The organism is Mesorhizobium carmichaelinearum (genome assembly GCF_900199455.1).
GTDB classification, from domain to species: domain Bacteria; phylum Pseudomonadota; class Alphaproteobacteria; order Rhizobiales; family Rhizobiaceae; genus Mesorhizobium; species Mesorhizobium carmichaelinearum.
Genome location: NZ_FZQR01000001.1, coordinates 640734 through 664728 on the forward strand (window position 1 = coordinate 640734; position 23995 = coordinate 664728).

Below are 23995 nucleotides of genomic sequence, written 5' to 3' on the forward strand. Positions count from 1 at the left end.
AACCGCCAGGCACTTTGGGCTACATGCACTCTTAGCTCGTGCATGTCGTTCCCCGAAAACCGCTGCGCACTTTTGGGCGACATGCACTGGACTATCCACGCCAGCCGTTGCCGTTTGGTTTCCGAATTGCCAATACCGCTGTGGAACCCTATGTCTGGGCGTCCAAACTGGCAACAATGACCCGATGGCGCGTGCTTTCCTCTTTGTCCTGGATTCCTTCGGCGTCGGCGGCGCGGCCGATGCTGAACGCTATGGCGACGCCGGCGCCAACACGCTTGCGCATATCGCCGAAGCTTGCGCCGAAGGGCGTGCGGATCGCGAGCGGCTTCGTCAGGGGCCGCTGTTTGTCCCGCACATGGCAGCTCTCGGGCTCGGCAAGGCAGCCGAGACGGCGACAGGATTGGCTTTTGCCCATTTCGGGACGGATCTGGCCGCCAATGCCTTCCATGGCGCGGCGCAGGAAGTTTCGAGCGGCAAGGACACCCCTTCCGGTCACTGGGAGATCGCAGGCCTGCCGGTTCGCTTCGACTGGGGTTATTTCCCGGATACGGTTCCCGCCTTTCCGGCTGATCTGACCGCGGCGATGATCCGCGAGGGCGAGGTTTCAGGCATTCTCGGCAACTGCCATGCGCCAGGCACCGATATCATCGAACGCTTCGGCGAGGAACACATCCGCACCGGCAAGCCGATCTGTTACACCTCCGTCGACTCGGTTCTGCAAATCGCCGCGCATGAAGTCCATTTCGGGTTGGAGCGGCTTTATGAATTCTGTCAGGTGGTGCGCCGGCTGGTCGATCCGCTGAGGATCGGGCGCGTGATCGCACGGCCGTTCGTCGGCGAGACCGCCGGCACCTTCCAGCGGACCTACAATCGCCATGACTATGCCGTGCCGCCGCCGGAGCCGACCTTGCTCGACCGGCTGACGGCGCGGGGAAGCCGCGTCATCGCCGTCGGCAAGATCGGCGACATCTTCGCCCATCGCGGGGTTTCGGAAGTGCGCAAGGCGGCCGGCAACATGGCCATGTTCGACAAGGCGCTCGGTGCGATGGATGATGCCGGCGACGGCGATCTCGTCTTTGCCAATTTCGTCGATTTCGACACCGAATTCGGCCATCGCCGCGATGTCGCCGGCTATGCCGCCGCGATCGAGGCCTTCGACCGGCGGCTGCCGGAAGCATTCGCAAAACTGCGGCAGGGCGACCTTCTCATCCTGACGGCCGACCACGGCAACGATCCGACCTGGCGAGGGACCGATCATACGCGTGAACGTATCCCGGTGATCGGCATGGGACCGGGTTTGACAGGTGGCGACATCGGACTGAGAACGACATTCGCCGATATTGGCGAGACCGTCGCCGAACACCTCCACCTGGCGCCCGGCCGCCACGGCACTTCTTTCCACGCGATGATTGGCGGCCATGCCTGAATTGCCCGAAGTCGAAACGGTGCGGCGTGGCCTGCAGCCGGTCCTGGAAGGTGCCCGCCTGGCCAAGGTCGAGGCGCGGCGGCCGGATCTGCGCTTCCCCTTTCCCGAGCGGTTTGCGGAACGGTTGACCGGCAAGACGATCACGGCGCTCGGCCGACGGGCCAAATATCTGACCATGCATGTGCAGGACGGCCCGGTGCTGATCTGCCATCTCGGCATGTCGGGCTCGTTTCGCATCGAGACGGACGACGACGGCGAGACACCCGGCGTGTTCCACCGCGAACGCTCGAAAAACACGACGCACGACCATGTCGTGTTCGATGTCGTCGCCGCCAACGGCGCCCGGTCGCGCGTGATCTTCAACGACCCGCGCCGCTTCGGTTTCATGCTGTTTGCGGAAGGGTCGCCGGAGACGCATCCGATGCTGGCCGGACTGGGCGTCGAGCCCACGGGCAACGCGCTGGACGGCGTGCTGCTTGCCTCGTTGCTGAAGGAGCGGCGATCGCCGCTGAAGGCAGCACTTCTTGACCAAAGGCTGATCGCCGGACTTGGCAACATCTATGTATCGGAGGCGCTTTGGCGCGCCGGCCTGTCGCCCTTGCGTGAGGCGGGCACCGTCGCCAAGCCGGGCAAGAAGGCCAGGGAGCAAAGCGAACGCCTGGCCGAGGCGATCCGCTCGGTCATATCGGATGCCATCGCCGCCGGCGGGTCGTCGCTGCGCGACTACGTGCATACCGACGGATCGCTGGGCTATTTCCAGCATTCCTTCGCCGTCTACGACCGCGAGGGCGAGCCCTGCCCGAAGCCCGGCTGCAGCGGCCACATTGAGCGCATCGTGCAGAGCGGACGCTCGACCTTCTATTGCCGGACGTGTCAGAGCTGAGTTAGAGCAATTCCAGGAAAAGTGTGAACGGTTTTCCGTCCGGAATTGCGTCACGCAATCAGATAGACCGGGTCGAGTGAGGAGAAGCAGCCATGGCCTATGAAACGATCATCACCGAGACGCGTGGCAAGGTCGGACTGATCACACTGAACCGGCCAAAGGCGCTGAATGCTCTGAATTCCCAGATCCTTGCTGAGCTCGTCGCAGCCGTGAACGGGTTCAGCGCCGATCCTGGCATCGGCGCCATGGTTCTTACCGGTTCCGACAAGGCCTTCGCCGCGGGTGCCGACATCAAGGAGATGCAGGCGATCTCCTATGTGGACGCCTACAGCCAAGACTTCTTCGCGGGTTGGGAAGAGTTCACGCGCACGCGAAAGCCGATCATTGCGGCAGTGGCCGGCTATGCGCTCGGCGGCGGATGCGAGCTGGCCATGATGTGCGACTTCATCATTGCCGCCGACACGGCCAAATTCGGCCAGCCCGAAATCACGCTCGGCGTCATTCCCGGCATGGGCGGGTCGCAACGCCTGACCCGGTTCGTCGGCAAATCGAAGGCGATGGATATGTGCCTGACCGGACGGATGATGGATGCCGCGGAAGCCGAGCGCTCAGGCCTGGTGTCGCGGGTCGTGCCCGCCGCCGAGCTTGTCGAAGAGGCGGTCAAGGCGGCGGCCAAGATCGCCGATTTCTCGCTGCCGTCGGTGATGATGGCGAAGGAAGCGGTCAACCGTTCCTATGAGACGACGCTGGCCGAGGGATTGCGGTTCGAGCGCCGTCTGTTCCACTCGCTTTTCGCGCTCGAAGACCAGAAGGAAGGCATGGCGGCCTTCGCCGAAAAGCGGAAGCCGAATTTCACCAATCGGTAGAGTGTTGCCGGCCGGCGATCGAAACCCTGTGGCATCGGCCAAAAAGAACGCCAGGCAGCGTTGACGCGCCGGAAAAGCTGAACTATAAGCCGCACCAACCGAGGCGGCCCTGTGGCTGCCCGTTTGTTTTTTGCGCCCTGCGGCATGCCGCGTGCGCCGACCAGATCAGAAGAGAGGCATCATGGCCAACACATCCTCGGCCAAAAAGGCAACGCGCAAGATCGTCCGCCGCGCAGCGATCAACAAGAACCGCCGCTCGCGCGTGCGTACCTATGTCCGCCAGGTGGAGGAGGCACTCGCCTCCGGCGACAAGGCTGCCGCTCAGGCCGCTTTCAAGGCCGCCGAGCCGGAATTGATGCGTGCCGCGACCAAGGGGGTGATCCACAAGAACACCGCGTCCCGCAAGGTGTCGCGTCTGGCCGCGCGCCTCAAGGTGCTGTCGGCCTGATATCGCCTTTACAGACTAAGCTTCCTTAAAACCCGGCCGATCGTGCCGGGTTTTTTTCGTTTGCCGGCAAGTACTTAAAAAGAATGCTCGGAAACGGCGCCCAAAGCAGATTCCAGACTCCTAAATGCTTTGCCGGCACATGCATGCCTGCTGATGGCTGACATGCTTGAAAAGAGGCGGCTCAAAAACTCTTAACTATCAGAAATAAGCGATATTTTTCAGACAGTTACCCATGGTCGTCCACAGCTTGTCCACAGCACCCCGGAGGGACGGGAGGACAACTGGCTGTCAAGCGAATTATTTCAGAATATTTCGAAGCGGGCCGGCTTTTTCATATTCGCCGGAAAAGGGTTTGAATCACAATGGCTTTGTCAAAATATGCCGCTACGGCATGGCGCCCCAAGGCGCCCGAGGTAACCAGATTCCTTAAAAATCCGTTAGACGTGGCCTTGCCCTATCCACAGCGATTTCGGTAATGTCGATCCATCGAAAGGGACGGGCCTGTGGCCCTAACCCAGCCTGACGCAGCCAGCTTAAATTGGCGGGATTTGCGACGCGGATCAAGTCCGCGAACGGGTATGGCTTGCTCTTTTTCGATACGGTAGGGGACTGGCGTAAATAGACATGGCAGGTAGACGGCGCGCCGGCGCTCTTTCGCCGGACGGTGTTGTATTGCCCTGACATACCCAACGCGGACTGGCTTCCATGGGCCGGCACCGGTTCCCTCCGAATAGTGGGCGACGTTCATTGCCGGCGGCGGCAACGGGCATCGTGGCGAAGACACAGTCGCTGGAAACAAGGATGCAGGAGGCGCATCCCCGGCGGAAAACAGGTACAGAAAAGCAAGGAACTCGATCATGCAGAGCGGCATCGAAAGGGAGCTTACGGGCGACCTCCCATTTCCTGGAACTTTGATCGGAGCAAACGAGATGGCGGTCTCCAGCGACGCGGAGCAGAAGTTCGACCGGGTCAAGACCCAGTTGAAGGCGCGTCTGGGGGCTGAAGTCTATTCGAGCTGGTTCGGCCGCATGAAGGTCGCGGAGGCGTCCAAGGGCATTGTCCGCATCTCGGTGCCCACCGCGTTCCTGCGCTCGTGGATCAACGGCCACTATCTCGACCTCATCTCCGAACTGTGGAAGCAGGAGGATGCCGATCTCCTCAAGATCGAGATCGTCGTGCGCACGGCCACCCGTCAGGGACGCAGCCATGCCGAACCGGAATTGGCGCCGGCGCGCAAGATGACGCGACAGACGCAGACGGCGCTGGCCGCCGGCACCGTAAGCCCCGGCAGGGTGGAACGGCCTCCCGTGCCGCGCCCGGGTGCGGTGGTCGAGAGCGAGTTCCGCCACAACGTGCTGGGATCACCGCTTGACCCGCGCTACACGTTCGGTTCCTTCATCGAGGGGCCGTCGAACCGGGTGGCCTTCGCTGCCGCCAAGGCCGTAGCGGAATCGCAGTCGAGCGCGGTGCGCTTCAATCCGCTTTTCCTGCATGCGACCGTCGGGCTCGGCAAGACCCACTTGCTGCAGGCTATCGCGGCGGAATCGCTGAAGCAGAACCCCAAGTCCCGCGTCGTCTATCTCACCGCGGAATATTTCATGTGGCGCTTCGCCACGGCGATCCGCGACAACAACGCGCTGACGCTCAAGGAGCAGCTGCGCGACATCGACCTCTTGATCATCGACGACATGCAGTTCCTGCAGGGCAAATCGATCCAGCATGAATTCTGCCATCTGATCAACATGCTGCTCGACAGCGCCAAGCAGGTCGTCGTCGCCGCCGACCGGCCGCCGTCCGAACTGGAATCGCTTGAGCCGCGCGTCCGCTCGCGCCTCAATGGCGGCGTCGCGCTCGAAATGTCGGCGCCGGATTTCGCCATGCGCCTCGGCATGCTCAAACTGCGCCTCGCCACGGCCAGGGTCGACGACGCATCGCTGGATATTTCCGACGAGATCCTCAATCACGTCGCCCGCACCGTGACCGGCAGCGGACGCGAACTGGAGGGTGCGTTCAATCAGCTGCTGTTCCGCCAGTCGTTCGAGCCGCAGATCACCATCGACCGCATCGACGAGATCCTCGGCCACATCTATCGCACCGGCGAGCCGAAGCGGGTCCGCATCGAGGATATCCAGCGCATCGTGGCGCGCCACTACAACGTGTCGAAGACCGAATTGCTGTCCAACCGGCGCACGCGCACCATCGTCAAGCCGCGGCAGGTCGCCATGTACCTGTCCAAGGTGATGACGCCGCGCTCGCTGCCCGAAATCGGACGGCGCTTCGGCGGCCGCGATCACACCACGGTGCTGCACGCCGTGCGCAAGATCGAGGACCTGTCCGGCAACGACAACACGCTGGCCCAGGAACTTGAGCTGCTGCGGCGGCTGATCAACGACCAGGCTTGACCGATCCGGCACAGGCAAGCCGGAACCGCACTGGAATTCAATGGCTTGCCTGCCCGGCCGTGAGCCCGAAATGGGCTCGCGGCGCAGAGCAATTCCAGGAAAAGTGTGAGACGGTTTTCCGTCCGGAATTGTGTCAAAACAAAGCCTGGCGATGATCTGGATTCCGGATTCAGCGCATAGGCTGGCGGTCTTCTCGGCCTTTATCCCCAGAAAGCCCGCGCAGCCGGCCGGAACCGGTGGCGCGGGCTTGCGTTTGCTGGCTTTTTCCTGTCAGTTTACGCAGATTCTGAGCCTGTTCAGACCTTTCGCGGGGCGCCGCCAGCCGGAGACCCGCTCATCCTTTCAAGCGAGCCTGTTTCGTCATGCGTGTTATCCTGGAACGGTCAAATCTCCTGAAGTCGCTCAACCACGTCCACCGTGTGGTCGAACGGCGCAACACGATACCGATCCTGTCCAATGTGCTGCTCAGCGCCGAGGGCGCCAGCCTTGAAATGAAGGCGACCGACCTTGATCTGGAGGTGACGGAAGCGACGCCCGCCAAGGTCGAGCGCGGCGGGGCGACGACGGTTCCGGCGCATCTGCTCTACGACATCGTGCGCAAGCTCTCGGACGGCGCCGAGGTGATGCTGAAGACGGACGAGGACGGCAACGCTATGACGGTGACGTCGGGCCGCTCGAGCTTCCGCCTGCAGTGCCTGCCGCAATCCGACTTTCCCGAGCTTTCGGCTGGATCCTTCTCGCATATCTTCCGGCTCGACTCGGTCGCCTTGAAGGGCCTGATCGAGAAGACCCAGTTCGCCATTTCCACCGAGGAGACGCGCTACTATCTCAACGGCATCTACCTGCACACGCATGAGGTCGGCGGCAAGCTGAAGCTGCGTTCGGTGGCCACCGACGGCCACCGCCTGGCGCGGGCCGAAATCGACGCGCCGGCGGGTTCGGAGGGCATGCCGGGCATCATCATTCCGCGCAAGACGGTGAGCGAGCTGCAGAAGCTGGTCGATGATCCGGATGTCGCCGTGACCACCGAGCTGTCCGACACCAAGATCCGCTTCACCATCGGCAGCGTGGTCCTGACCTCGAAGCTGATCGACGGCACCTTCCCGGATTATCAACGAGTCATTCCGACTGGCAACGACAAGAAGCTGATCCTTGACCGCCAGAGCTTTGCCGCGGCGGTCGATCGTGTCTCGACCATTTCCTCCGAACGCGGCCGTGCGGTGAAGCTTTCGATCAGTGAAGGCCAGGTGACGCTTGCGGTCAACAATCCGGATTCCGGCAGCGCCACCGAGGAACTGGCGGCCGACTATTCGTCCGACCCGATCGAGATCGGCTTCAACGCCAAATATCTGCTCGACGTGGCCGCTCAGTTGACCGGAACGGAAGCCAAATTCATGCTGGCCGACGCCGGTTCGCCGACGCTGATCCACGACATGGCCGATGAGACCGCGCTTTACGTGCTGATGCCGATGCGGGTGTAGCCGGCGCTGCATCATCGATCCGGCTCTGCGACGGGACCGGCAGCAGGCACAATGGTTGCGGCGACTTCTACGGGCGGATAGCGGTTGCCGGGACAAATCCATATAAGTAAGCTGATACTTACCAATTTCCGCAACTATGCGGCGCTGGCGATCGATCTCGCCCCGGGCGCCGTGGTGTTTTCCGGCGACAATGGCGCCGGCAAGACCAACCTCCTCGAAGCGATTTCCTTTCTGACGCCCGGGCGCGGCCTGCGCCGTGCCCCTTACGCCGATGTCGCGCGCGAGGGCGGCGACGGCGGCTTTGCGCTGCACGCCCGGCTCGACGGACCCGACGGCCAGATCGAGATCGGCACGGGGATTTCGGTTGGCGAGGGCGAAGGCGGGCGGCGGGTTCGCATCAACGGCGCCACCGCCCGATCGGCCGAAGACATGCTGGAATGGTTGCGCGTGGTGTGGCTGACGCCGGCCATGGATGCGCTGTTCACCGGGCCGGCCGCAGACCGCCGGCGCTTTCTCGACCGGCTGGTGCTGGCGATCGATCCGGGCCACGGCCAGCGCGCTCTCGACTACGAAAAGGCGATGCGCGGCCGTAATCGTCTGCTTACCGAGGGCTCGCGGGATGACCGCTGGTTCGAGGCGATCGAGACGCAGATGGCCGAAACCGGTGTCGCCATTGCGGCGGCGCGCGCGGAACTGGTGCGCCTGCTCGCCGCCATGATCGACAGGCTGCCCGACACGGGACCGTTCCCGCAGGCCGACATCAGCCTTTCGGGCGATCTGGAGGCCGAGGTTTCCACCGCGCCGGCGGTCGATGTCGAGGAGCGGTTCCGCCGGGCGCTTGCCGGTGGCCGTGATCGCGACCGTGCCGCGGGACGCACGCTCGAAGGCCCACACCGTTCCGATCTCCTGGTGCGGCACAGGCCCAAGGCGATGCCGGCCGAGCTCTGCTCGACCGGCGAGCAGAAGGCGCTGCTGGTCGGCATCGTCCTGTCGCATGCCCGGCTGACCGGCGAGATGTCGGGCATGACACCGATCCTGCTGCTCGACGAAATTGCCGCCCATCTCGACGGCGGGCGGCGGGCAGCGCTGTTTTCGATCCTGGAGGAATTGAACTGTCAGGCGTTCATGACAGGGACCGATGCGGCGCTGTTTTCCAGCCTCAAGGGGCGCGCGCAGTTCCTGACGGTCGACCATGGCACGGTTGGGCCAACCGAAGACGCCTGACAAGGTTTTTCGGTCGCTATATGGTCCTGATATGACCACCACACTCACCGCCGACGAGATCGAACGCTATGCCCGCCACATCGTGCTGCCCGAAGTTGGCGGCGCGGGCCAACAAAAGCTCAAGCAAGCCCGGGTTCTGGTGATCGGCGCTGGTGGGTTGGGTGCGCCGGTGCTCGAATATCTTGCGGCGGCGGGCGTCGGCACACTCGGCATTGTCGATGACGACACCGTGTCGCTCTCCAATTTGCAGCGCCAGGTCATCCACGGCACCGATACGATCGGCATGCTGAAAACCGAGAGCGCCAAGGCGGCAATCGCCCGCATCAATCCCAACACCGCAGTGGAGACGCACACATTCCGGCTAAGCGCGGACAACGCCCCTGCCCTCGTCGCCCGCTATGACATCACTGTCGACGGGTCCGACAATTTCGAGACCCGTTATACGGTGGCCGATGCCTGTGCGAGCGCACACAAACCCCTGGTGCATGCCGCGGTCGGCCGCTTCGATGGCTCAGTGACGGTGCTGAAGCCTTTCGAGGACGGCAAGGATGGCAAACCGAATCCTGGCTATCGCGACCTCTTTCCCGAAGCCCCGCCGCCGGGCCTGGTGCCGTCCTGCGCCGAGGCCGGGGTGCTTGGCGCGCTGACCGGCGTTGTCGGCACGCTGCAGGCGATGGAGGCGATCAAGCTGATCACCGGCATCGGCGAGCCGCTGGTCGGCCGACTGCTGCTCTACGATGCGCTCGCCGCGCGCTTCGAAACGATCCGCTACGCCAGGCACTGATCTTGAAGCGGACCGTATCCCTCTCCATCGACCGCATTCCGGCTGATTTCGGCCGCTGGGAGGAGGTGCTTGCGCTGATCATGCGTGCCTTCGCCTTCATGGACGGCCTCATCGACCCGCCGTCCTCGGCTCACCTGCTCACCGTCGACACGTTGCGCGGCAAGGCTTTGCGCGAGGCCGGTTTCGTGGCCCTCGACGGCGACAGGATCGTCGGCTGCGTCTTTGCTCTTGAGAGGGCCGACGACCTTTATGTCGGCAAACTCGCCGTCGCCCCGGACTGCCAGGGGCAAGGCATTGGCCGGCGGCTGATGCGGGCGGTCGAAATTCTCGCGCTCGACAGCGGCAAGGCGGCGCTGGAGCTGCAGACGCGGATCGAGCTCACCGGCAATCACGCCGCCTTTGCCCACCTCGGCTTTCACGAGACCGGCCGGACGGCGCATGAAGGCTACGCCAGGCCGACCTCTATCACGATGCGCAAGGCTCTTTCGTAAGTTTCTTCTTACGTCTGAATAACGGCGGGACGTCAGGTTCTGAGCGGCAGTACGCGGTCAGGCGGTCGGTGGCCGTCAACGAAAGCCCGGATGTTGATGATCACCTTCTCGCCCATGTCGATGCGGCCCTCGAGCGTCGCCGAGCCCATATGCGGCAAAAGCACGACCTTGTGCCTGGCGGCGAGCTTGAGCAGCTTGGCATTGAGCGCCGGCTCATGCTCGTAGACGTCGAGGCCGGCGCCGGCGAGCTTGCCGTCCTGGATCAGCTTGACCAGCGCATCCTCGTCGATGATGTCGCCGCGCGCGGTGTTGACGATGTAGGCCGTGGGCTGCAGCAGCGCCAACCGTCGCGCCGACAAGAGATGAAAGGTCGCCGGCGTCGACGGACAATTGACCGAGATGATGTCCATGCGGGCCAGCATCTGGTCAAGGCTCTCCCAATAGGTCGCCTCCAGCTCGTCCTCGACCGCCGGCAATACGCGGTGGCGGTTGTGGTAGTGGATGGAAAGGCCGAAGGCCTTGGCCCGCCTGGCAACCGCGGTGCCTATGCGGCCCATGCCGACAATGCCGAGCCGCTTGCCCCAGATGCGCCGGCCGAGCATCCAGGTCGGCGACCAGCCGGCCCATTTCTTGTCGCCGGTCAGCACATTGGCGCCTTCCGCCAGCCGGCGCGGCACCGCCAGCATCAGCGCCATGGTCATGTCGGCGGTGTCTTCGGTCAGCACATTGGGCGTGTTGGTGACGGTGATGCCCTTCTTGGCCGCCGCCGTCACGTCGATCTTGTCGACACCGTTGCCGAAATTGGCGATCAGCTTGAGGTTGTCGCCGGCCTGGGCGATCAGCGCCGCGTCGATGTGATCAGTCACCGTCGGCACCAGCACGTCGGCTTCCTTGACCGCCGCAACCAGTTCCGGCTGCGTCATCGGCCGGTCCTCGACATTCAGCCTGGCGTCGAACAGCTCGCGCATGCGGGTCTCGACCGGGTCGGGCAGCTTTCGCGTGATGACCACGAGAGGCTTCTTTTTGCCTGCCATTGTTTCCCTCGTTGAGACCTCTTTAACCAAGACCGGCGAAACTGAAAGCCGGTCGCGGTAGCCGATTTACCCATGTAACAAGCGGTGCCGCCGAAGACAAAGAAAAAGGGGCGCCGAGGCCACCGGGCCGGCGCCGAAAGGAACGAAAGTGTCTGGTTTCGCGTCGCTTCGCCTGGCCCTCAGCGCAGCATTGCTCGGCGCTCTCTTCTATTCCCCGCTTGCCGCGGCGCAGAGCGCGGCCGCACCTGCGCAGAGCGCCGTCACGCTCGGGCCCAGCGGCCTGCCGCTGCCGCGATTCGTCAGCCTGAAATCCGGCCGCGTCAACTCGCGCGTCGGCCCCGGCGCCAACTACTCGGTCGACTGGATGTATATGAAGGCCGGCCTGCCGATGGAAATCATCCAGGAATTCGACACGTGGCGCCGCGTGCGCGATGCCGACGGCTCGGAGGGCTGGATCAACCAGTCGCTGCTGTCAGGCCGGCGCACCGCGATCGTCGCGCCCTGGCAGCGCGGCAAGGGTGCCCAGATCAATCTTATGAAAAGTCCCGACAAGGATGCCCGTGTGGTGGCGATCGTCGAGCCCGGCGTCATGGGCACGATCAAGTCCTGTGATGGTCAGTGGTGCGAAATGACGCTTGACGGCCACACCGGCTGGCTCGCCCAGGCGGCAGTCTGGGGCGCTTATCCCGGCGAGCGGGTCAAGGACTGAGGTCGTTCCGCTTGCGCCCAATACGGCCAAGGTGGGTGTCCTGAAAACCGGTTGACAGCTTCAGGCCGTAGCCCAGCGCACGGTCGATGGCGATGTGGGCGATCCAGATCAGTGCGACCGCGATCGCGACCGCATTGCCGGGCAGGTGACCAACAAGCAACAGCAGCACCGGTACGATGAGGATGTGCAGGGCATTGTAGGCGATGGCGCCGATGCGCGGCCCCGCCAGATAACCGAACATCGACAGGTCTGGCGCCAGGATCAGCACTGCGAAGAGCCACCAGGAAACGCCTGACCAAGCGTAGAAGACGACAGCGACCGCGGCCACGGCAGCCCATTCGAGCCGGATGATCAGGTCGAGAGGCTTCATCCCGGACCGATTATTCGGGCCCGCCAGATTGTTCTGGCCCGGCCGATTGTTCCGGCCTCGCCGGCCCTTCCTGGCGCTTGGGGCGCAGCCTCACCACGATGTCGACATTGGCGATCTCCATGCCTTCCGGAGGTTCCGGCAGGTTGGAGACGGTTACCGGGCCGCTTTCGATATCGAAAATCCGGTTTTCGCCTTCAATGTAGAAATGGTGGTGGTCGGAGGTGTTGGTGTCGAAATAGGTCTTGGCACCCTCGACGGCGAGGATGCGCAGCAGTCCCGCCTGGGTGAACTGGTGGAGCGCGTTGTAGACGGTGGCCAGCGACACCGGCACGCCGGCGGCCAGCGCCTCCTCATGCAATTCCTCGGCCGAGAGATGGCGATCGCCCTTGGCAAAAAGCAGGTCGGCCAGCGCGATGCGCTGCCGCGTCGGCCTCAGGCCGGCTTCACGAACCCGCTTGTCCACAGCGACATTTTCCTTCCGGCAGCCCCGGTCCATCTGGTCTTCCAAGCTCGCAGTCCCGCTTCAAGACACGCCCAGAATGGCAAAAAAATGAACGTCTGCCGAAACCGGACCCCTGTTGACATATATTCTGTCGCCCGAATGCGATCAATAGCGCGCATTGACCCGGGCAGACTTGCGGGTTAAGCGCAAACGCCGGTTTCCGGCCTGAAACAGATTGTGTTAGGACACCAACGACAAGGGCGCGCTACCGCCCGGACGATATGGGGACGAGATTTATGGCGGGTAAACCCAGCTACGACTACGAAGAATTGCTGGCCTGCGCCCGCGGCGAGCTGTTCGGAGAGGGCAATGCCCAGTTGCCCTACCCGCCCATGCTGATGTTCGACCGTATCACCGAGATCAGCGAGACCGGCGGCGCCTTCGACAAGGGTTTCATCCGTGCGGAGTTCGACATCAAGCCGGACCTGTGGTTCTTTGCCTGCCATTTCATCGGCAATCCGATCATGCCAGGATGTCTCGGCCTCGACGCCTTGTGGCAGTTGACCGGCTTCTACCTTGGCTGGCTCGGCGAGCCCGGCAAGGGAATGGCGCTGTCGACCGGGGAGGTCAAGTTCAAGGGCATGGTCACACCATCGGTCAAGAAGGTCGAATATGGCGTGGATTTCAAGCGCGTGATGCGCGGCCGGTTGGTTCTGGGCATCGCCGATGGCTGGATGAAGGCGGATGGCGAGCCCATATATGCGGCGACGGACCTGAAGGTCGGTCTGTCCAAGCAGTCGGCGGTCGCTTGACCGCAGCCTTGGCCTGCCCACTGGCCAGCATCCCTGGAAGGAGTTGCGAATGAGACGTGTCGTAGTCACAGGCCTCGGCATCGTGTCGTCGATCGGCAACAATGCCAACGAGGTGCAGACCTCGCTGCATGACGCCAGATCCGGCATCAGCTTTTCCGATTCCTTCGCCGAGCATGGCTTCCGCTGCCAGGTCTGGGGCGCACCGACGCTCGACCCCTCGGCCATGATCGATCGCCGTGCGATGCGCTTCCTGAGCCAAGGCGCTGCCTGGAACCACGTCGCCATGGATCAGGCGATCGCCGACGCCGGCCTCGGCGAAAGCGACATCACCAATGAGCGCACCGGCATCGTCATGGGCTCGGGCGGCCCCTCGACCCGCACCATCGTCGAGGCGGCCGAAACGACGCTGAAGAACGGCAGCCCCAAGCGTATCGGCCCCTTTGCCGTGCCAAAGGCGATGTCGTCGACGGCCTCGGCGACTTTGGCCACCTGGTTCAAGATCCACGGCGTCAACTACTCGATTTCGTCGGCTTGCTCGACCTCGGCGCATTGCATCGGCAATGGCTACGAGCTGATCCAGTGGGGCAAGCAGGATATCGTCTTTGCCGGTGGCCACGAGGATCTCGACTGGACGATGTCGGACCTGTTCGACGCCATGGGCGCCATGTCGTCGAAGTACAATGACCGGGCATCGGCGGCTTCGCGCGCCTATGACGTCAATCGCGACGGCTTCGTCATCGCCGGCGGCGCCGGCGTTCTGGTGCTGGAAGAGCTGGAGCATGCCAAGGCGCGTGGCGCCAAGATCTACGCCGAGATCGTCGGCTACGGGGCGACCTCGGACGGCTACGACATGGTCGCGCCTTCCGGCGAAGGCGCGGTCCGCTGCATGCGCCAGGCGCTGGCGACTGTGACCACGCCGGTCGACTACATCAACACCCACGGCACTTCGACGCCAGTGGGGGATTCCAAGGAAATGGGCGCCATCCGCGAAGTGTTCGGCGAGAAGATGCCGTTCATCACCTCGACGAAATCGCTGACTGGCCATTCGCTGGGCGCGGCCGGCGTGCAGGAATCCATCTATTCGATCCTAATGATGCAAGGCGGCTTCATCGGCGAAAGCGCCCATATCGAGACACTCGACCCTGAATTCGAGGGTATGCCGATCGTGCGCAAGCGCATCGACAACGCCAAGATCGACACCGTTTTGTCCAATTCGTTCGGTTTCGGTGGCACCAACGCGACGCTCGTTTTCCAGCGCTACTCCGCATAAGGCCAGCGTTTTTCTAAAAGGATTGCCAGCCATGGACGGACTGATGAAGGGCAAGCGCGGGCTTGTCATGGGTGTTGCCAACGATCATTCGATCGCCTGGGGCATCGCGCAGAAATTGTCCGAACATGGCGCGGAGCTCGCCTTCACCTACCAGGGCGAGGCCTTCGGCCGGCGGGTCAAGCCGCTCGCCGACAGACTGGGCGCCTCGCTGGTCGTTCCCTGCGATGTCGAGGACAGCGCTTCGGTCGCCGCCACCTTCGAGACGCTTGGCAAGGAATGGGGCGGACTGGACTTCGTCGTCCATGCCATCGGCTTTTCCGACAAGAATGAGTTGAAGGGCCTTTACGCCGACACCAGCCGGGACAATTTCGTCCGCACCATGGTGATCTCCTGCTACTCCTTCACGGAAGTGGCCCGCAATGCCGCGCCGTTGATGACGCAGGGCGGCTCGATGATCACGCTGACCTATGCCGGTTCAGTCCGCGTCATGCCGAACTACAATGTCATGGGCGTCGCCAAGGCCGGCCTCGAGGCCAGCGTGCGCTACCTTGCCAACGACTACGGTCCGCGCGGCATCCGGGTGAACGGCATCTCGGCGGGACCGGTGCGCACGCTCGCCGGCGCCGGCATTTCGGACGCCCGCCACATGTTTTCCTACCAGCAGCGCAACTCGCCGCTGCGTCGCACCGTGACCATCGACGAGGTCGGCGGCTCGGCGCTTTATTTGCTGTCCGACCTCGCCTCCGGCGTCACCGGTGAAATCCATTATGTCGATTCCGGCTATCACATCGTCTCGATGCCGACGCTCGATGAGTTGAAGCAGACGGATGGCTAACCAGCCCTGAAACGGATCAAGGCGACGCGCTTTGGACAACTGTTTCGGAGAAATGGCGCTTTTCCAGTAACGAAATAATTCTTCTCCAGTAAAATTGGATGCATTCGCGGAAACTCATTTTAAGAAGATTTCCGCTATAGAGTCCCGCAATCTGGGGACCTTTGAATGTCTGCCGTTAGCAACCCGAAGCGAACACCGGTGTTCCGACTGCTCACCATAGCAAGTTCGGGCATTGGCAGTTTCGTGCTCGGCATCTGGGGCCTGAAGCACGGTCTCGGCGACGGGTTTGCCGGCATATCGGCTGATATGATGGTCGCGATCATGGCCGCGCTTTGCGCGCTGGCGGCTTCGGTGGCGGCAATGTCCTTCTTCGCCGGTATCGATGAATCGGCGGATTTCGTGTTCAACGAAACCCATTTCGACAAGCTGACAGGGCTCTTGGCGCGCCCTGCGATGGTCGGCAAGATCGCCGAGGCGGCATGCGCGACAAGCCGAACCGGGGAACCGGTGTTCCTGATCGACATCGATATCGACCGGTTCAAGCAGATCAACGACGCGATCGGCTATAGCCAGGGCGACGAGTTGATCCTCGCCTTCACCAAGCGGCTGCAAGAGAGTGTGCCGGCACGCGCCCTGATCGGGCGTATCGGCGCTGGCGAGTTCGCGGTGCTGCTTGCGGATCATCAGATCCAGGGAACGATGGAAAGCATGGTCGAAAGGCTCATCGACGAGATGATGGAGCCCTATGAACTGAGCACCCATCAGCAATCGGTGAGCCTGTCGGTGGGGATTGTCGCCATGCCCAAGGATGGCGTCGATCCGGTCCTTATCCTGCGCCGTTCCAATCTGGCGCTGCAGAATGCGCGCGCCAGCGGCGTCGGCAACTGGTCGGTGTTCGACAGCGAGATGGGGCGTGTCGCCGATTATCGCCAATGGGTCGAATCCGAACTGCACACCGCTTTCGAACGCGGAGACTTCGACCTGCACTATCAGCCGCAGCTCGACCTGCCGACCGGCCGTATCATCGGCTACGAGGCGCTGATCCGCTGGAACCATCCCGAGCGCGGCATGATCCCGCCGATGGAGTTCATCCAGATCGCCGAGGAAACCGGGATGATCAACCCGATCGGCGAATGGGTTCTGCGCAAGGCCTGCAGCGATGCCCGCCATTTGCCGGAAGACTGTTTTGTCGCCGTCAACATCTCGCCGGTCCAGTTCATGACCAAGGATTTCGTCGGCATCGTGCGCGACACGATGCGGGCCACCGGCATCAAGCCGTCGCGGCTGGAGCTGGAAGTCACCGAGACGGCGATGATGCAGGACCGCGACCGCGCGGCCGCTATCCTGAAAGAGCTTGCCGAGATGGGCATCTCCGTTGCCGTCGACGATTTCGGCACCGGCTATTCCAATCTGAGCTACCTGATCGATTTCTCGTTCGGCAAGCTGAAGATCGACCGCTCCTTCGTCAGCCGCATCGATACGGATTCCAGCTCCGGCGCCGTCGTCTCGACCATTGTCGGGCTTTCGCGTGCACTCGGCGTCAGCATCATTGCCGAAGGCGTCGAGACCGAGAACCAGGCGACTTTGCTGCGCGCCGCCGGCTGCGAGGTGGTGCAGGGTTACCTGTTCGGCCGGCCAGCGCCGCTCAAGTTCAGCGCTGGTGACGCGCACGCCACCGACGAAGTCCGGCGTGTCGCCAATCTGCACTGAACGCCATACGCATCGTTTCAGCGCCGAGCGGAAAACACCTTGAACATGCCGTCGCGGGCGAGTTCCGCGTGGCTGGCAAAGACGGCCGACAGCACGGGCTCGTAGGGAAGCTGGCGGTTGGCGACCATGAACAGCCTGCCACCGGGCTTCAACGCCTTGGCGGCCGCGCGGATCATGCCGGCACCGATCTCCGGCTCCGCCGCACGACTGCGGTGAAAGGGCGGGTTCATGGCGATGACATCGTAGCGTTGCTCGACAGGCTCGGCGAGCAGATCCGTCCAGAAGAAGCCTTGCGCCACGGTGTTGCCGAGGTTGCCCTTGGCTGCCTCCAGCGCGTCGAAATCGGCCTCGTAGAGATCAAGGCCCGACAGGCCCGACGAACGGGCAGCCATCTCAGCCGCCACATAGCCCCAGCCGGCGCAGAAATCGGCCGCGCTGCCGCGCAGGTCACCGGGCAGGTTGTCGACCAGAAGCTTCGACCCTGCGTCAATGCGATCGAAGGAGAACATGCCGGGTTCGGTGTGGAACCGGCCCTCTACCAGTTGGGCCGGGTTGGCGGCGCGAAGTGCCGCGGCAGCCTGCACATCCGCCGGGCGGCGCAGCCAGAAGGCGATGCCGTGATATTTCGGCATATGGCCGTCGAGCGGCACAAGCTCGTCGATGCGCTTGCGCAGGCTGGCAATGCCATCATCCTTGCCGCCGGCAATTACGACCAGTCCGCCTGGCGCCACTCGCTCGAGCGCCTCGGCGATACGCAGTTCGTTCTGGCCGCGATGACGGCCAGCGAGCACCAGCGCGGCATCAAAACCGTCGCCCTCGGTTGTCGGCATGACCGTGAATCCCGTCGCCTGCAAAGCGCGGAAATGCGGCCGGAAGCCTTGTACGAGATTTAGCCCGGCCTCGAAACCGTGCGGCGGGCGCAGGCCCGGCTCGGCGCCGAGGAAGAGGATGCGCTCGCCCTTTCGCGGCAAGGAGAGAGCCTCGGCCTCGAACGGATGGAAAAGCGTCTTCAGCGCTTCAGCGGACATACCTTGGCTCCATAAACGAAAACGGGCGCGACATAAGCCGCGCCCGCTCCGATTTTCCTGTCAGATCGCTCAGGCGGCGTCTTCTTCGCCTTCGGCCTTCTTGTCGCGCACGATTTCCTTGCCGGTGGCCTGGTCGACGACCTTCATCGAGAGGCGGACCTTGCCGCGCTCGTCGAAGCCCATCAGCTTGACCCAGACCTTGTCGCCTTCCTTGACGACGTCGGAGGTCTTGGCAACGCGCTCATTGGCGAGCTGCGAGATGTGAACGAGACCGTCACGCGGACCGAAGAAGTTGACGAAGGCGCCGAAGTCGGCGGTCTTGACGACCGTGCCCTCGTAGATTTCGCCGACTTCCGGCTCGGCGACGATGGTGTGGATCCACTTCTTCGCCGCCTCGATCTCCTTGGCGTTCGAGGAAGCGATCTTGACCGTGCCGTCGTCCTCGATGTTGATCTTGGCGCCGGTCTTCTCGACGATCTCGCGGATGACCTTGCCGCCCGAACCGATGACGTCGCGGATCTTGTCGGTCGGGATGTGCATGACCTCGATGCGCGGCGCGAATTCGCCGAGTTCAGGGCGGGCGCCGGTCAGGGCATGCGCCATTTCGCCGAGGATATGCTGGCGGCCGTCCTTGGCCTGGTCCAGCGCGATCTTCATGATCTCCTCGGTGATGCCCTCGATCTTGATGTCCATCTGCAGCGAGGTGATGCCGTTGGCGGTGCCGGCGACCTTGAAGTCCATGTCGCCGAGGTGATCTTCGTCACCCAGGATGTCGGAGAGCACGGCGAAGCGCTCGCCTTCCTTGATCAGGCCCATGGCGATGCCGGCAACGGGTTTGGCCAGCGGCACGCCGGCATCCATCAGCGCCAGCGAGGTGCCGCAGACGGTGGCCATCGAGGACGAACCGTTGGACTCGGTGATCTCCGAGACGACGCGCAGCGTGTAGGGGAACTGATCAGCGCTCGGCAGCATCGGCCGGATGGCGCGCCAGGCGAGCTTGCCGTGGCCGATTTCGCGGCGACCCGGCGAACCCATGCGGCCGGTCTCACCGACGGAGTAGGGAGGGAAGTTGTAGTGAAGGAGGAACTTCTCCTTGTACATGCCGGTCAACGAATCGACATACTGCTCGTCTTCGCCGGTGCCGAGCGTGGCAACGACCAGCGCCTGGGTCTCGCCGCGGGTGAACAGCGCCGAACCATGGGTGCGCGGCAGGACGCCGACTTCCGAGACGATCTTGCGGACCGTCTTCAGATCGCGGCCGTCGATGCGCGAGCCGGTGTCGAGGATGTTCCAGCGCACGACCTTGGCCTGCAGTTCCTTGAACACCGAACCGATCTGCTCGGAGGTGTACTTGGCGTCTTCGCCTTCGGCCGGAGCATAGGCTGCCTTGACCTTCGCCTTGACGGCGTCGACAGCGGCGTAGCGCTTCTGCTTGTCGGTGATCTTGTAGGCTTCACGAAGTTCGTCGCCGACAATCTTCAGCATCTCTGCTTCAAGCGCGGAATAGTCCGGCGCGGTGAAGTCGCGTGGCTCCTTGGCGGCAACTTCGGCAAGCTTGATGATGGCGTCGATGACCGGCTGGAAGCCCCTGTGGCCGAACATGACAGCGCCGAGCATCAGCTCTTCGCCAAGTTCCTTGGCTTCCGACTCAACCATCAGCACGGCGTCGGCGGTGCCGGCGACGACGAGGTCGAGCTTGGATTCCTGCATCTCGTCGATGTGTGGGTTGAGGACGTATTCGCCGTTGATGTAGCCGACACGCGCGCCGCCGACCGGGCCCATGAAGGGAACGCCCGACAGGGTCAGAGCGGCCGAGGTGGCAACGATCGACAGGATGTCCGGATCATTCTCGAGGTCATGCTGGACGACGGTGACGACGATCTGGGTGTCATTCTTGTAGCCGTCGGCGAAGAGCGGACGGATCGGGCGGTCGATGAGGCGCGAAACCAGCGTTTCCTTTTCGCTCGGACGGCCTTCGCGCTTGAAGTAGCCGCCCGGGATCTTGCCGGCGGCATAGGTCTTTTCCTGGTAGTTGACGGTCAGCGGAAAGAAATCGAGGCCGGGCTTGGGCTCCTTCATCGAAACGACGGTGGCCAGAACCTTGGTCTCGCCGTAGGTGGCGAGCACGGCGCCGTCAGCCTGACGCGCGATCTTGCCGGTTTCGAGGATGAGCGGGCGACCGCCCCATTCGATTTCCACTTTGTGCTGATTGAACATGTCTTGTCCTTTATATGAGGAAGGGCCGCGCCGTTTCAGCGTGCGCGGGTGCCCTTTCCTCTGGCTTCCTTTCTCGGGCAGCCACGGGCAAGACAACGGGAGGCTCGGGTTTCATCGGCACGGTGGCCGTACGAGCGTCCTGCAATCCTGCCCCATGACCGTCCATGGGTGGCTTCGAGTGGCCCTCTGCACGCTCTAAGCCGGATATGGCCAATCGATCGATCGGCCTGCGCATGACCCCGAAACCCACGGCTTGCGGAACGCGTCATGCGCAAATTCACTTTTTGGAGCGTCCGTCCGGCATCCGGATGGGTGCGCGGCGCTCCAGTCCTGCATTCGAGATCGGATTGGTCCGGGGCTCGAATGCGCGACCGGCGGACTCCTTAAGAGAGCCCGCCGGTCAATTCGTCAACGGCGCAGACCGAGCTTCTCGATCAGTGTCTGATAGCGCGCGTCGTCCTTGCGCTTGAGGTAATCAAGCAGGCTGCGGCGCTGGGACACGAGAGCGAGCAGACCACGGCGGGAATGGTTATCCTTCTTGTGGTCCTTGAAATGGTCGGTCAGGTTCTTGATGCGCTCGGAAAGGATGGCCACCTGGACTTCCGGAGACCCGGTATCGCCCTTGGCGGTCGCGAATTCACCCATCAATTCCTTTTTGCGCTCGGCAGTAATCGACATCGTGTTTTTCCTTATCTGTTTGAGGAAACGGGTCGCCCTCAGCCGGGATGTCGTCCAGCAGGGGCCGGTGCAAGCAAAGCGTCGTGGCGCTATGCTGCGGCGCATATAGTGCAATTCCCGGGAAAACACCAGCCCAATTCACGAAGCCGGCTTTTCAGCCCGAAATGGCCAGTTTTGCCACCGTTAAAGCCATTTTTTCCATTTGAAGAAGGCAATCAAGCCGATCGCGACAACAGCCATGAACAGGAGCGATGCGGGATAACCGTAGTAGGCCCGCAGCTCCGGCATGTTCCATGGCGAGGCGTCGGGACTGAAGTTCATACCCCAGACGCCGACCAGGAAGGTGAGCGGCATGAAGATGACCGAGACGATGGTGAGATAGCTGATGACGTCGTTGGTTCGCGCCTGGCTCAGCGACAGATGCATCTCGATCAGGCCGGTCAGCATGTCGCGCTGGGTCTCGACCAGTTCGATCAGCCGCAGCGTGTGGTCGAGCGTGTCGTTGAGGAAGATTTTGGTCTCGGCCTTTACATAGGGCACATCGTTGCGGATCAGCGTCGCCACGGCATCGCGCATCGGCCACAGCACGCCCTTCAGCACATTGGCGTCGCGCCGCAATTCGTGCAGCTGCCGCATCTGATGCTTCTGCGTTGAATGCAGCATCTCATCTTCGATACCGTCGACCAGGTCGCCAGCCGCCTCGATCGGCGGAAAATAGCTGTCGACGATGGCGTCGATCAGCGCGTAGGCCAGATAGTCGGCGCCGCGGGCCCGCAACCGGTTGGGCGCGGAACTCTCGATGCGTTTACGCACCGGGTCGAAGGGATCGCCCTCGCGCTCCTGGAAAGTGACGACGAAATTCTTGCCGAAGAACACGGCGATCTGTTCGTAGCGATGCGACGTGACGTCGTCGATCATGCGCACGACGACGAAGGCGTGGTCTTCAAAGAAATCGACCTTCGGCCGCTGGCCGGTGTTGACGACATCTTCGAGGGCCAGCGGATGCAGGTTGAAGATCCGGCCGATCTCCTCGATCAGCGGGATGTTGGCGAGCCCGGTGCAATCCAGCCAGACGACCGGCCAGCGGTCGCAATGGGTATTGAGATCGTCGATGCTGGCATTGTCGATGGTCTTGAATTTTTCGGGCGAAATCAGCGTCAGCCTGAGTTCGCTGCGCCGCGCCGCCGGATCGGCGATCAGCGTGCCCGGCGAGGCACCGACCGGCGGCCGCCGCGTCTTCACCGGCGCCCGCTTTTTCACCGCCTCGGCCTTTGCCATGTGCCCCTCGAGCGTAAAATCCGACTGAAGTTAGAGCTTATTTTCTCGCAATTCCCAAGGGAAAGCGCCATGCGCTTTTCCCGGGAAAACCGTTCACACTTTTCCTGGAATTGCTTTGGCCATCAACCGGCAAAGACCCGCTTGGGCTTGAACATGCCTTGTTCGATCGCGCCGATGGCTACCAGCTTGCCACGGGCCGTGGCACAGGCTTCTTCCGCTTCGACAGGCGCATCGCGGCCACGAATGATGACCGGATTGCCGAGGCGGATCTTCGTCGCCGCATCGTCGCTGATGGCGATCTGCGGCAGGCAGTCGAGAGCCGCTGACGTGTCGACCAGAAGCGCATCGATCGCGCCGAAATCTACCGGCACGTCAATCGCATCTGCGTCCTCGGCAGGCTCCGGCTTGTCCTCACCTTGCGTGCCGAAGCGGGCCGCTTCCAATTGCGCGATGGTGACGAAATCCTCAGGCGTGAACGGCTCGACCTCGACCCGGCGCAATTCGCTGATATGGCCGAAGCTGCCGAGGTCGCGGCCCATGTCGCGGGCCAGCGAGCGCACATAGGTGCCCTTGCCGCATTCGATCTCGAAAATGGTGTGGTCGGCGTGGTGCTCGACAATGTCGAGGCGGCCGATCTCGATCTCGCGCGCGGGAATGTCGACCGTCTCGCCTTCGCGGGCGAGGTCGTAGGCGCGTTCGCCCGCAATCTTGATGGCCGAGAATTGCGGCGGCGTCTGCATGATGACGCCGGTGTATTTCGGCAGCAGCGCCGTGACCTCGGCTTCCGCCGGGCGGAGGTCTGAACTCTGGGTCACCGGCCCTTCAAGATCGTCGGTGGAGCGCTCCTGCCCCCAGGCGACGGTGAAGCGATAGATCTTGGCGCCGTCCTGCACATAAGGCACGGTCTTGGTGGCTTCACCGAGCGCGATCGGCAGCATGCCGGAGGCCAGCGGATCGAGCGTGCCGGCATGGCCGGCCTTTTCCGCCTGGAACAGCCATTTGATCTTGGACACGGCCTCGGTCGAGCCCATGCCGACCGGCTTGTCCAGCACAACCCAGCCGGAGACCGGCCGGCCCTTCTTCTTGCCGCGGCGCCCCATTATTCGCTGTCCTTGTCGTCTTTGGCCCCGTCATCCTTGGCCTTGTCGTCGTCCGCATCGAGATCGCGCGCCACTTCGGGCGACTTCAGCAGATCGTTGATCCTGGCGAAATTGTCGAAGGAGGTGTCGAGCTTGAAGCGGAACTCCGGCATGAACTTCATCTGCCGCAGAGCGCCGGAGACACGGCCACGAACGAATTTCGCATGCTTGTTCAACGCCTCGACAACCGCGTCGGTGTCCTTGGCGCCCAGCGGCGAGACGAAAGCGGTGGCAACCCTCAGGTCGGGCGACATGCGCACTTCCGAGACCGACACAACGGTATTTTCGATCAGCGGATCGATGATCTCGCCGCGCTGCAAGGTTTCGGAGAGCGCATGGCGCACCTGTTCGGCAACGCGCAGCATACGCTGGGACGGGCTGGATGTGGTTGGACGGGGCATTTTTCTCAATCCTGAAAGCGTGAGGCGCGGGATGGGACCGTGCCGCATGTCTCACATGTCAACGCAT

23 protein-coding genes are annotated in these 23995 nt (G+C 62.9%); 14 read left to right on the top strand and 9 right to left on the bottom strand.

Translation table 11 applies throughout. The features are described 5' to 3' along the window. Positions 1–184 precede the first annotated feature (184 nt). From CKW40_RS02680 to CKW40_RS02720, 9 genes are all read left to right on the top strand, one after another. Positions 185–1426 carry a phosphopentomutase gene (locus tag CKW40_RS02680; RefSeq protein WP_095198361.1) on the top strand — a complete coding sequence of 414 codons (1242 nt, stop codon included), beginning with the start codon at positions 185–187 and terminating at the stop codon, positions 1424–1426. Further along, positions 1419–2309 carry a bifunctional DNA-formamidopyrimidine glycosylase/DNA-(apurinic or apyrimidinic site) lyase gene (mutM, locus tag CKW40_RS02685; protein WP_095198362.1) on the top strand — a complete coding sequence of 297 codons (891 nt, stop codon included), beginning with the start codon at positions 1419–1421 and terminating at the stop codon, positions 2307–2309. The genes CKW40_RS02680 and mutM overlap by 8 nt, the downstream gene beginning before the upstream one ends. A 92-nt stretch (positions 2310–2401) precedes the next feature. Beyond that, entirely contained in the window at positions 2402–3175 is a 774-nt protein-coding gene (locus CKW40_RS02690) for an enoyl-CoA hydratase (protein ID WP_095198363.1), read from the top strand. A 181-nt stretch (positions 3176–3356) separates the two neighbouring features. After that, a complete protein-coding gene (rpsT, locus tag CKW40_RS02695; protein ID WP_095198364.1) occupies positions 3357–3623 on the top strand; it encodes a 30S ribosomal protein S20 in 267 nt (88 codons plus the stop codon). An 857-nt stretch (positions 3624–4480) separates the two neighbouring features. After that, on the top strand, positions 4481–6025 hold the full coding sequence (gene dnaA / locus CKW40_RS02700; protein WP_095198365.1) for a chromosomal replication initiator protein DnaA: 1545 nt from the start codon (positions 4481–4483) through the stop codon (positions 6023–6025). Between the two features lie 362 nt (positions 6026–6387). Next, entirely contained in the window at positions 6388–7506 is a 1119-nt protein-coding gene (dnaN, locus tag CKW40_RS02705; RefSeq protein WP_010913340.1) for a DNA polymerase III subunit beta, read from the top strand. An 84-nt stretch (positions 7507–7590) separates the two neighbouring features. Beyond that, positions 7591–8730: a DNA replication/repair protein RecF gene (gene recF / locus CKW40_RS02710; protein ID WP_095198366.1), complete on the top strand. Its 1140-nt coding sequence runs from the start codon at positions 7591–7593 to the stop codon at positions 8728–8730. 31 nt (positions 8731–8761) lie between these two features. Next, positions 8762–9514, top strand: coding sequence for a molybdopterin-synthase adenylyltransferase MoeB (locus CKW40_RS02715; protein WP_095198367.1), 753 nt, complete (start codon positions 8762–8764; stop codon positions 9512–9514). Between the two features lie 2 nt (positions 9515–9516). Beyond that, positions 9517–10005, top strand: coding sequence for a GNAT family N-acetyltransferase (locus CKW40_RS02720; RefSeq protein WP_095198368.1), 489 nt, complete (start codon positions 9517–9519; stop codon positions 10003–10005). A 32-nt stretch (positions 10006–10037) separates the two neighbouring features. Here the strand turns inward: CKW40_RS02720 and CKW40_RS02725 are convergent, their stop codons facing one another. Beyond that, entirely contained in the window at positions 10038–11039 is a 1002-nt protein-coding gene (locus CKW40_RS02725) for a 2-hydroxyacid dehydrogenase (protein ID WP_095198369.1), read from the bottom strand. A 148-nt stretch (positions 11040–11187) separates the two neighbouring features. On the opposite strand from CKW40_RS02725, the gene CKW40_RS02730 reads away from it, so the two are divergent. Further along, positions 11188–11748 (top strand): SH3 domain-containing protein, encoded by a 561-nt coding sequence (locus CKW40_RS02730; RefSeq protein ID WP_095198370.1) that lies wholly within the window; start codon positions 11188–11190, stop codon positions 11746–11748. Here CKW40_RS02730 and CKW40_RS02735 read toward each other — a convergent pair. Continuing rightward, the gene (locus tag CKW40_RS02735; RefSeq protein ID WP_095198371.1) at positions 11738–12118 is read right to left on the bottom strand and encodes a DUF4260 domain-containing protein; all 381 of its coding nucleotides are present in this window, start codon (positions 12116–12118) and stop codon (positions 11738–11740) included. The genes CKW40_RS02730 and CKW40_RS02735 overlap by 11 nt on opposite strands. A 10-nt stretch (positions 12119–12128) precedes the next feature. Beyond that, positions 12129–12614 (bottom strand): iron response transcriptional regulator IrrA, encoded by a 486-nt coding sequence (irrA, locus tag CKW40_RS02740; protein ID WP_095198517.1) that lies wholly within the window; start codon positions 12612–12614, stop codon positions 12129–12131. Between the two features lie 242 nt (positions 12615–12856). On the opposite strand from irrA, the gene fabA reads away from it, so the two are divergent. The 4 genes from fabA (at position 12857) to CKW40_RS02760 (ending at position 17187) form a co-directional block, all read left to right on the top strand. Next, on the top strand, positions 12857–13372 hold the full coding sequence (fabA, locus tag CKW40_RS02745) for a 3-hydroxyacyl-[acyl-carrier-protein] dehydratase FabA (protein WP_095198372.1): 516 nt from the start codon (positions 12857–12859) through the stop codon (positions 13370–13372). Between the two features lie 49 nt (positions 13373–13421). Further along, complete coding sequence (fabB, locus tag CKW40_RS02750; RefSeq protein WP_095198373.1) at positions 13422–14642, top strand: beta-ketoacyl-ACP synthase I; 1221 nt, start codon at positions 13422–13424, stop codon at positions 14640–14642. A gap of 31 nt (positions 14643–14673) precedes the next feature. Beyond that, positions 14674–15477 (top strand): enoyl-ACP reductase FabI, encoded by an 804-nt coding sequence (gene fabI, locus CKW40_RS02755; RefSeq protein WP_095198374.1) that lies wholly within the window; start codon positions 14674–14676, stop codon positions 15475–15477. A 165-nt stretch (positions 15478–15642) separates the two neighbouring features. After that, the gene (locus tag CKW40_RS02760; protein ID WP_095198375.1) at positions 15643–17187 is read left to right on the top strand and encodes a putative bifunctional diguanylate cyclase/phosphodiesterase; all 1545 of its coding nucleotides are present in this window, start codon (positions 15643–15645) and stop codon (positions 17185–17187) included. A gap of 17 nt (positions 17188–17204) precedes the next feature. Here the strand turns inward: CKW40_RS02760 and CKW40_RS02765 are convergent, their stop codons facing one another. From CKW40_RS02765 to rbfA, 6 genes are all read right to left on the bottom strand, one after another. Beyond that, complete coding sequence (locus CKW40_RS02765) at positions 17205–18215, bottom strand: class I SAM-dependent methyltransferase (protein ID WP_095198376.1); 1011 nt, start codon at positions 18213–18215, stop codon at positions 17205–17207. A 69-nt stretch (positions 18216–18284) separates the two neighbouring features. Then, positions 18285–20432, bottom strand: a complete 2148-nt coding sequence (gene pnp / locus CKW40_RS02770; RefSeq protein ID WP_095198377.1) for a polyribonucleotide nucleotidyltransferase — start codon at positions 20430–20432, stop codon at positions 18285–18287. 408 nt (positions 20433–20840) lie between these two features. Then, positions 20841–21215, bottom strand: coding sequence for a 30S ribosomal protein S15 (gene rpsO / locus CKW40_RS02775; protein ID WP_269465810.1), 375 nt, complete (start codon positions 21213–21215; stop codon positions 20841–20843). Between the two features lie 78 nt (positions 21216–21293). Further along, the gene (corA, locus tag CKW40_RS02780; RefSeq protein ID WP_095198378.1) at positions 21294–22388 is read right to left on the bottom strand and encodes a magnesium/cobalt transporter CorA; all 1095 of its coding nucleotides are present in this window, start codon (positions 22386–22388) and stop codon (positions 21294–21296) included. Between the two features lie 122 nt (positions 22389–22510). Beyond that, the gene (gene truB, locus CKW40_RS02785; RefSeq protein ID WP_095198379.1) at positions 22511–23488 is read right to left on the bottom strand and encodes a tRNA pseudouridine(55) synthase TruB; all 978 of its coding nucleotides are present in this window, start codon (positions 23486–23488) and stop codon (positions 22511–22513) included. Continuing rightward, positions 23488–23928, bottom strand: a complete 441-nt coding sequence (gene rbfA / locus CKW40_RS02790; RefSeq protein WP_095198380.1) for a 30S ribosome-binding factor RbfA — start codon at positions 23926–23928, stop codon at positions 23488–23490. Before rbfA ends, truB begins: the two co-directional genes overlap by 1 nt. Positions 23929–23995 lie beyond the last annotated feature (67 nt).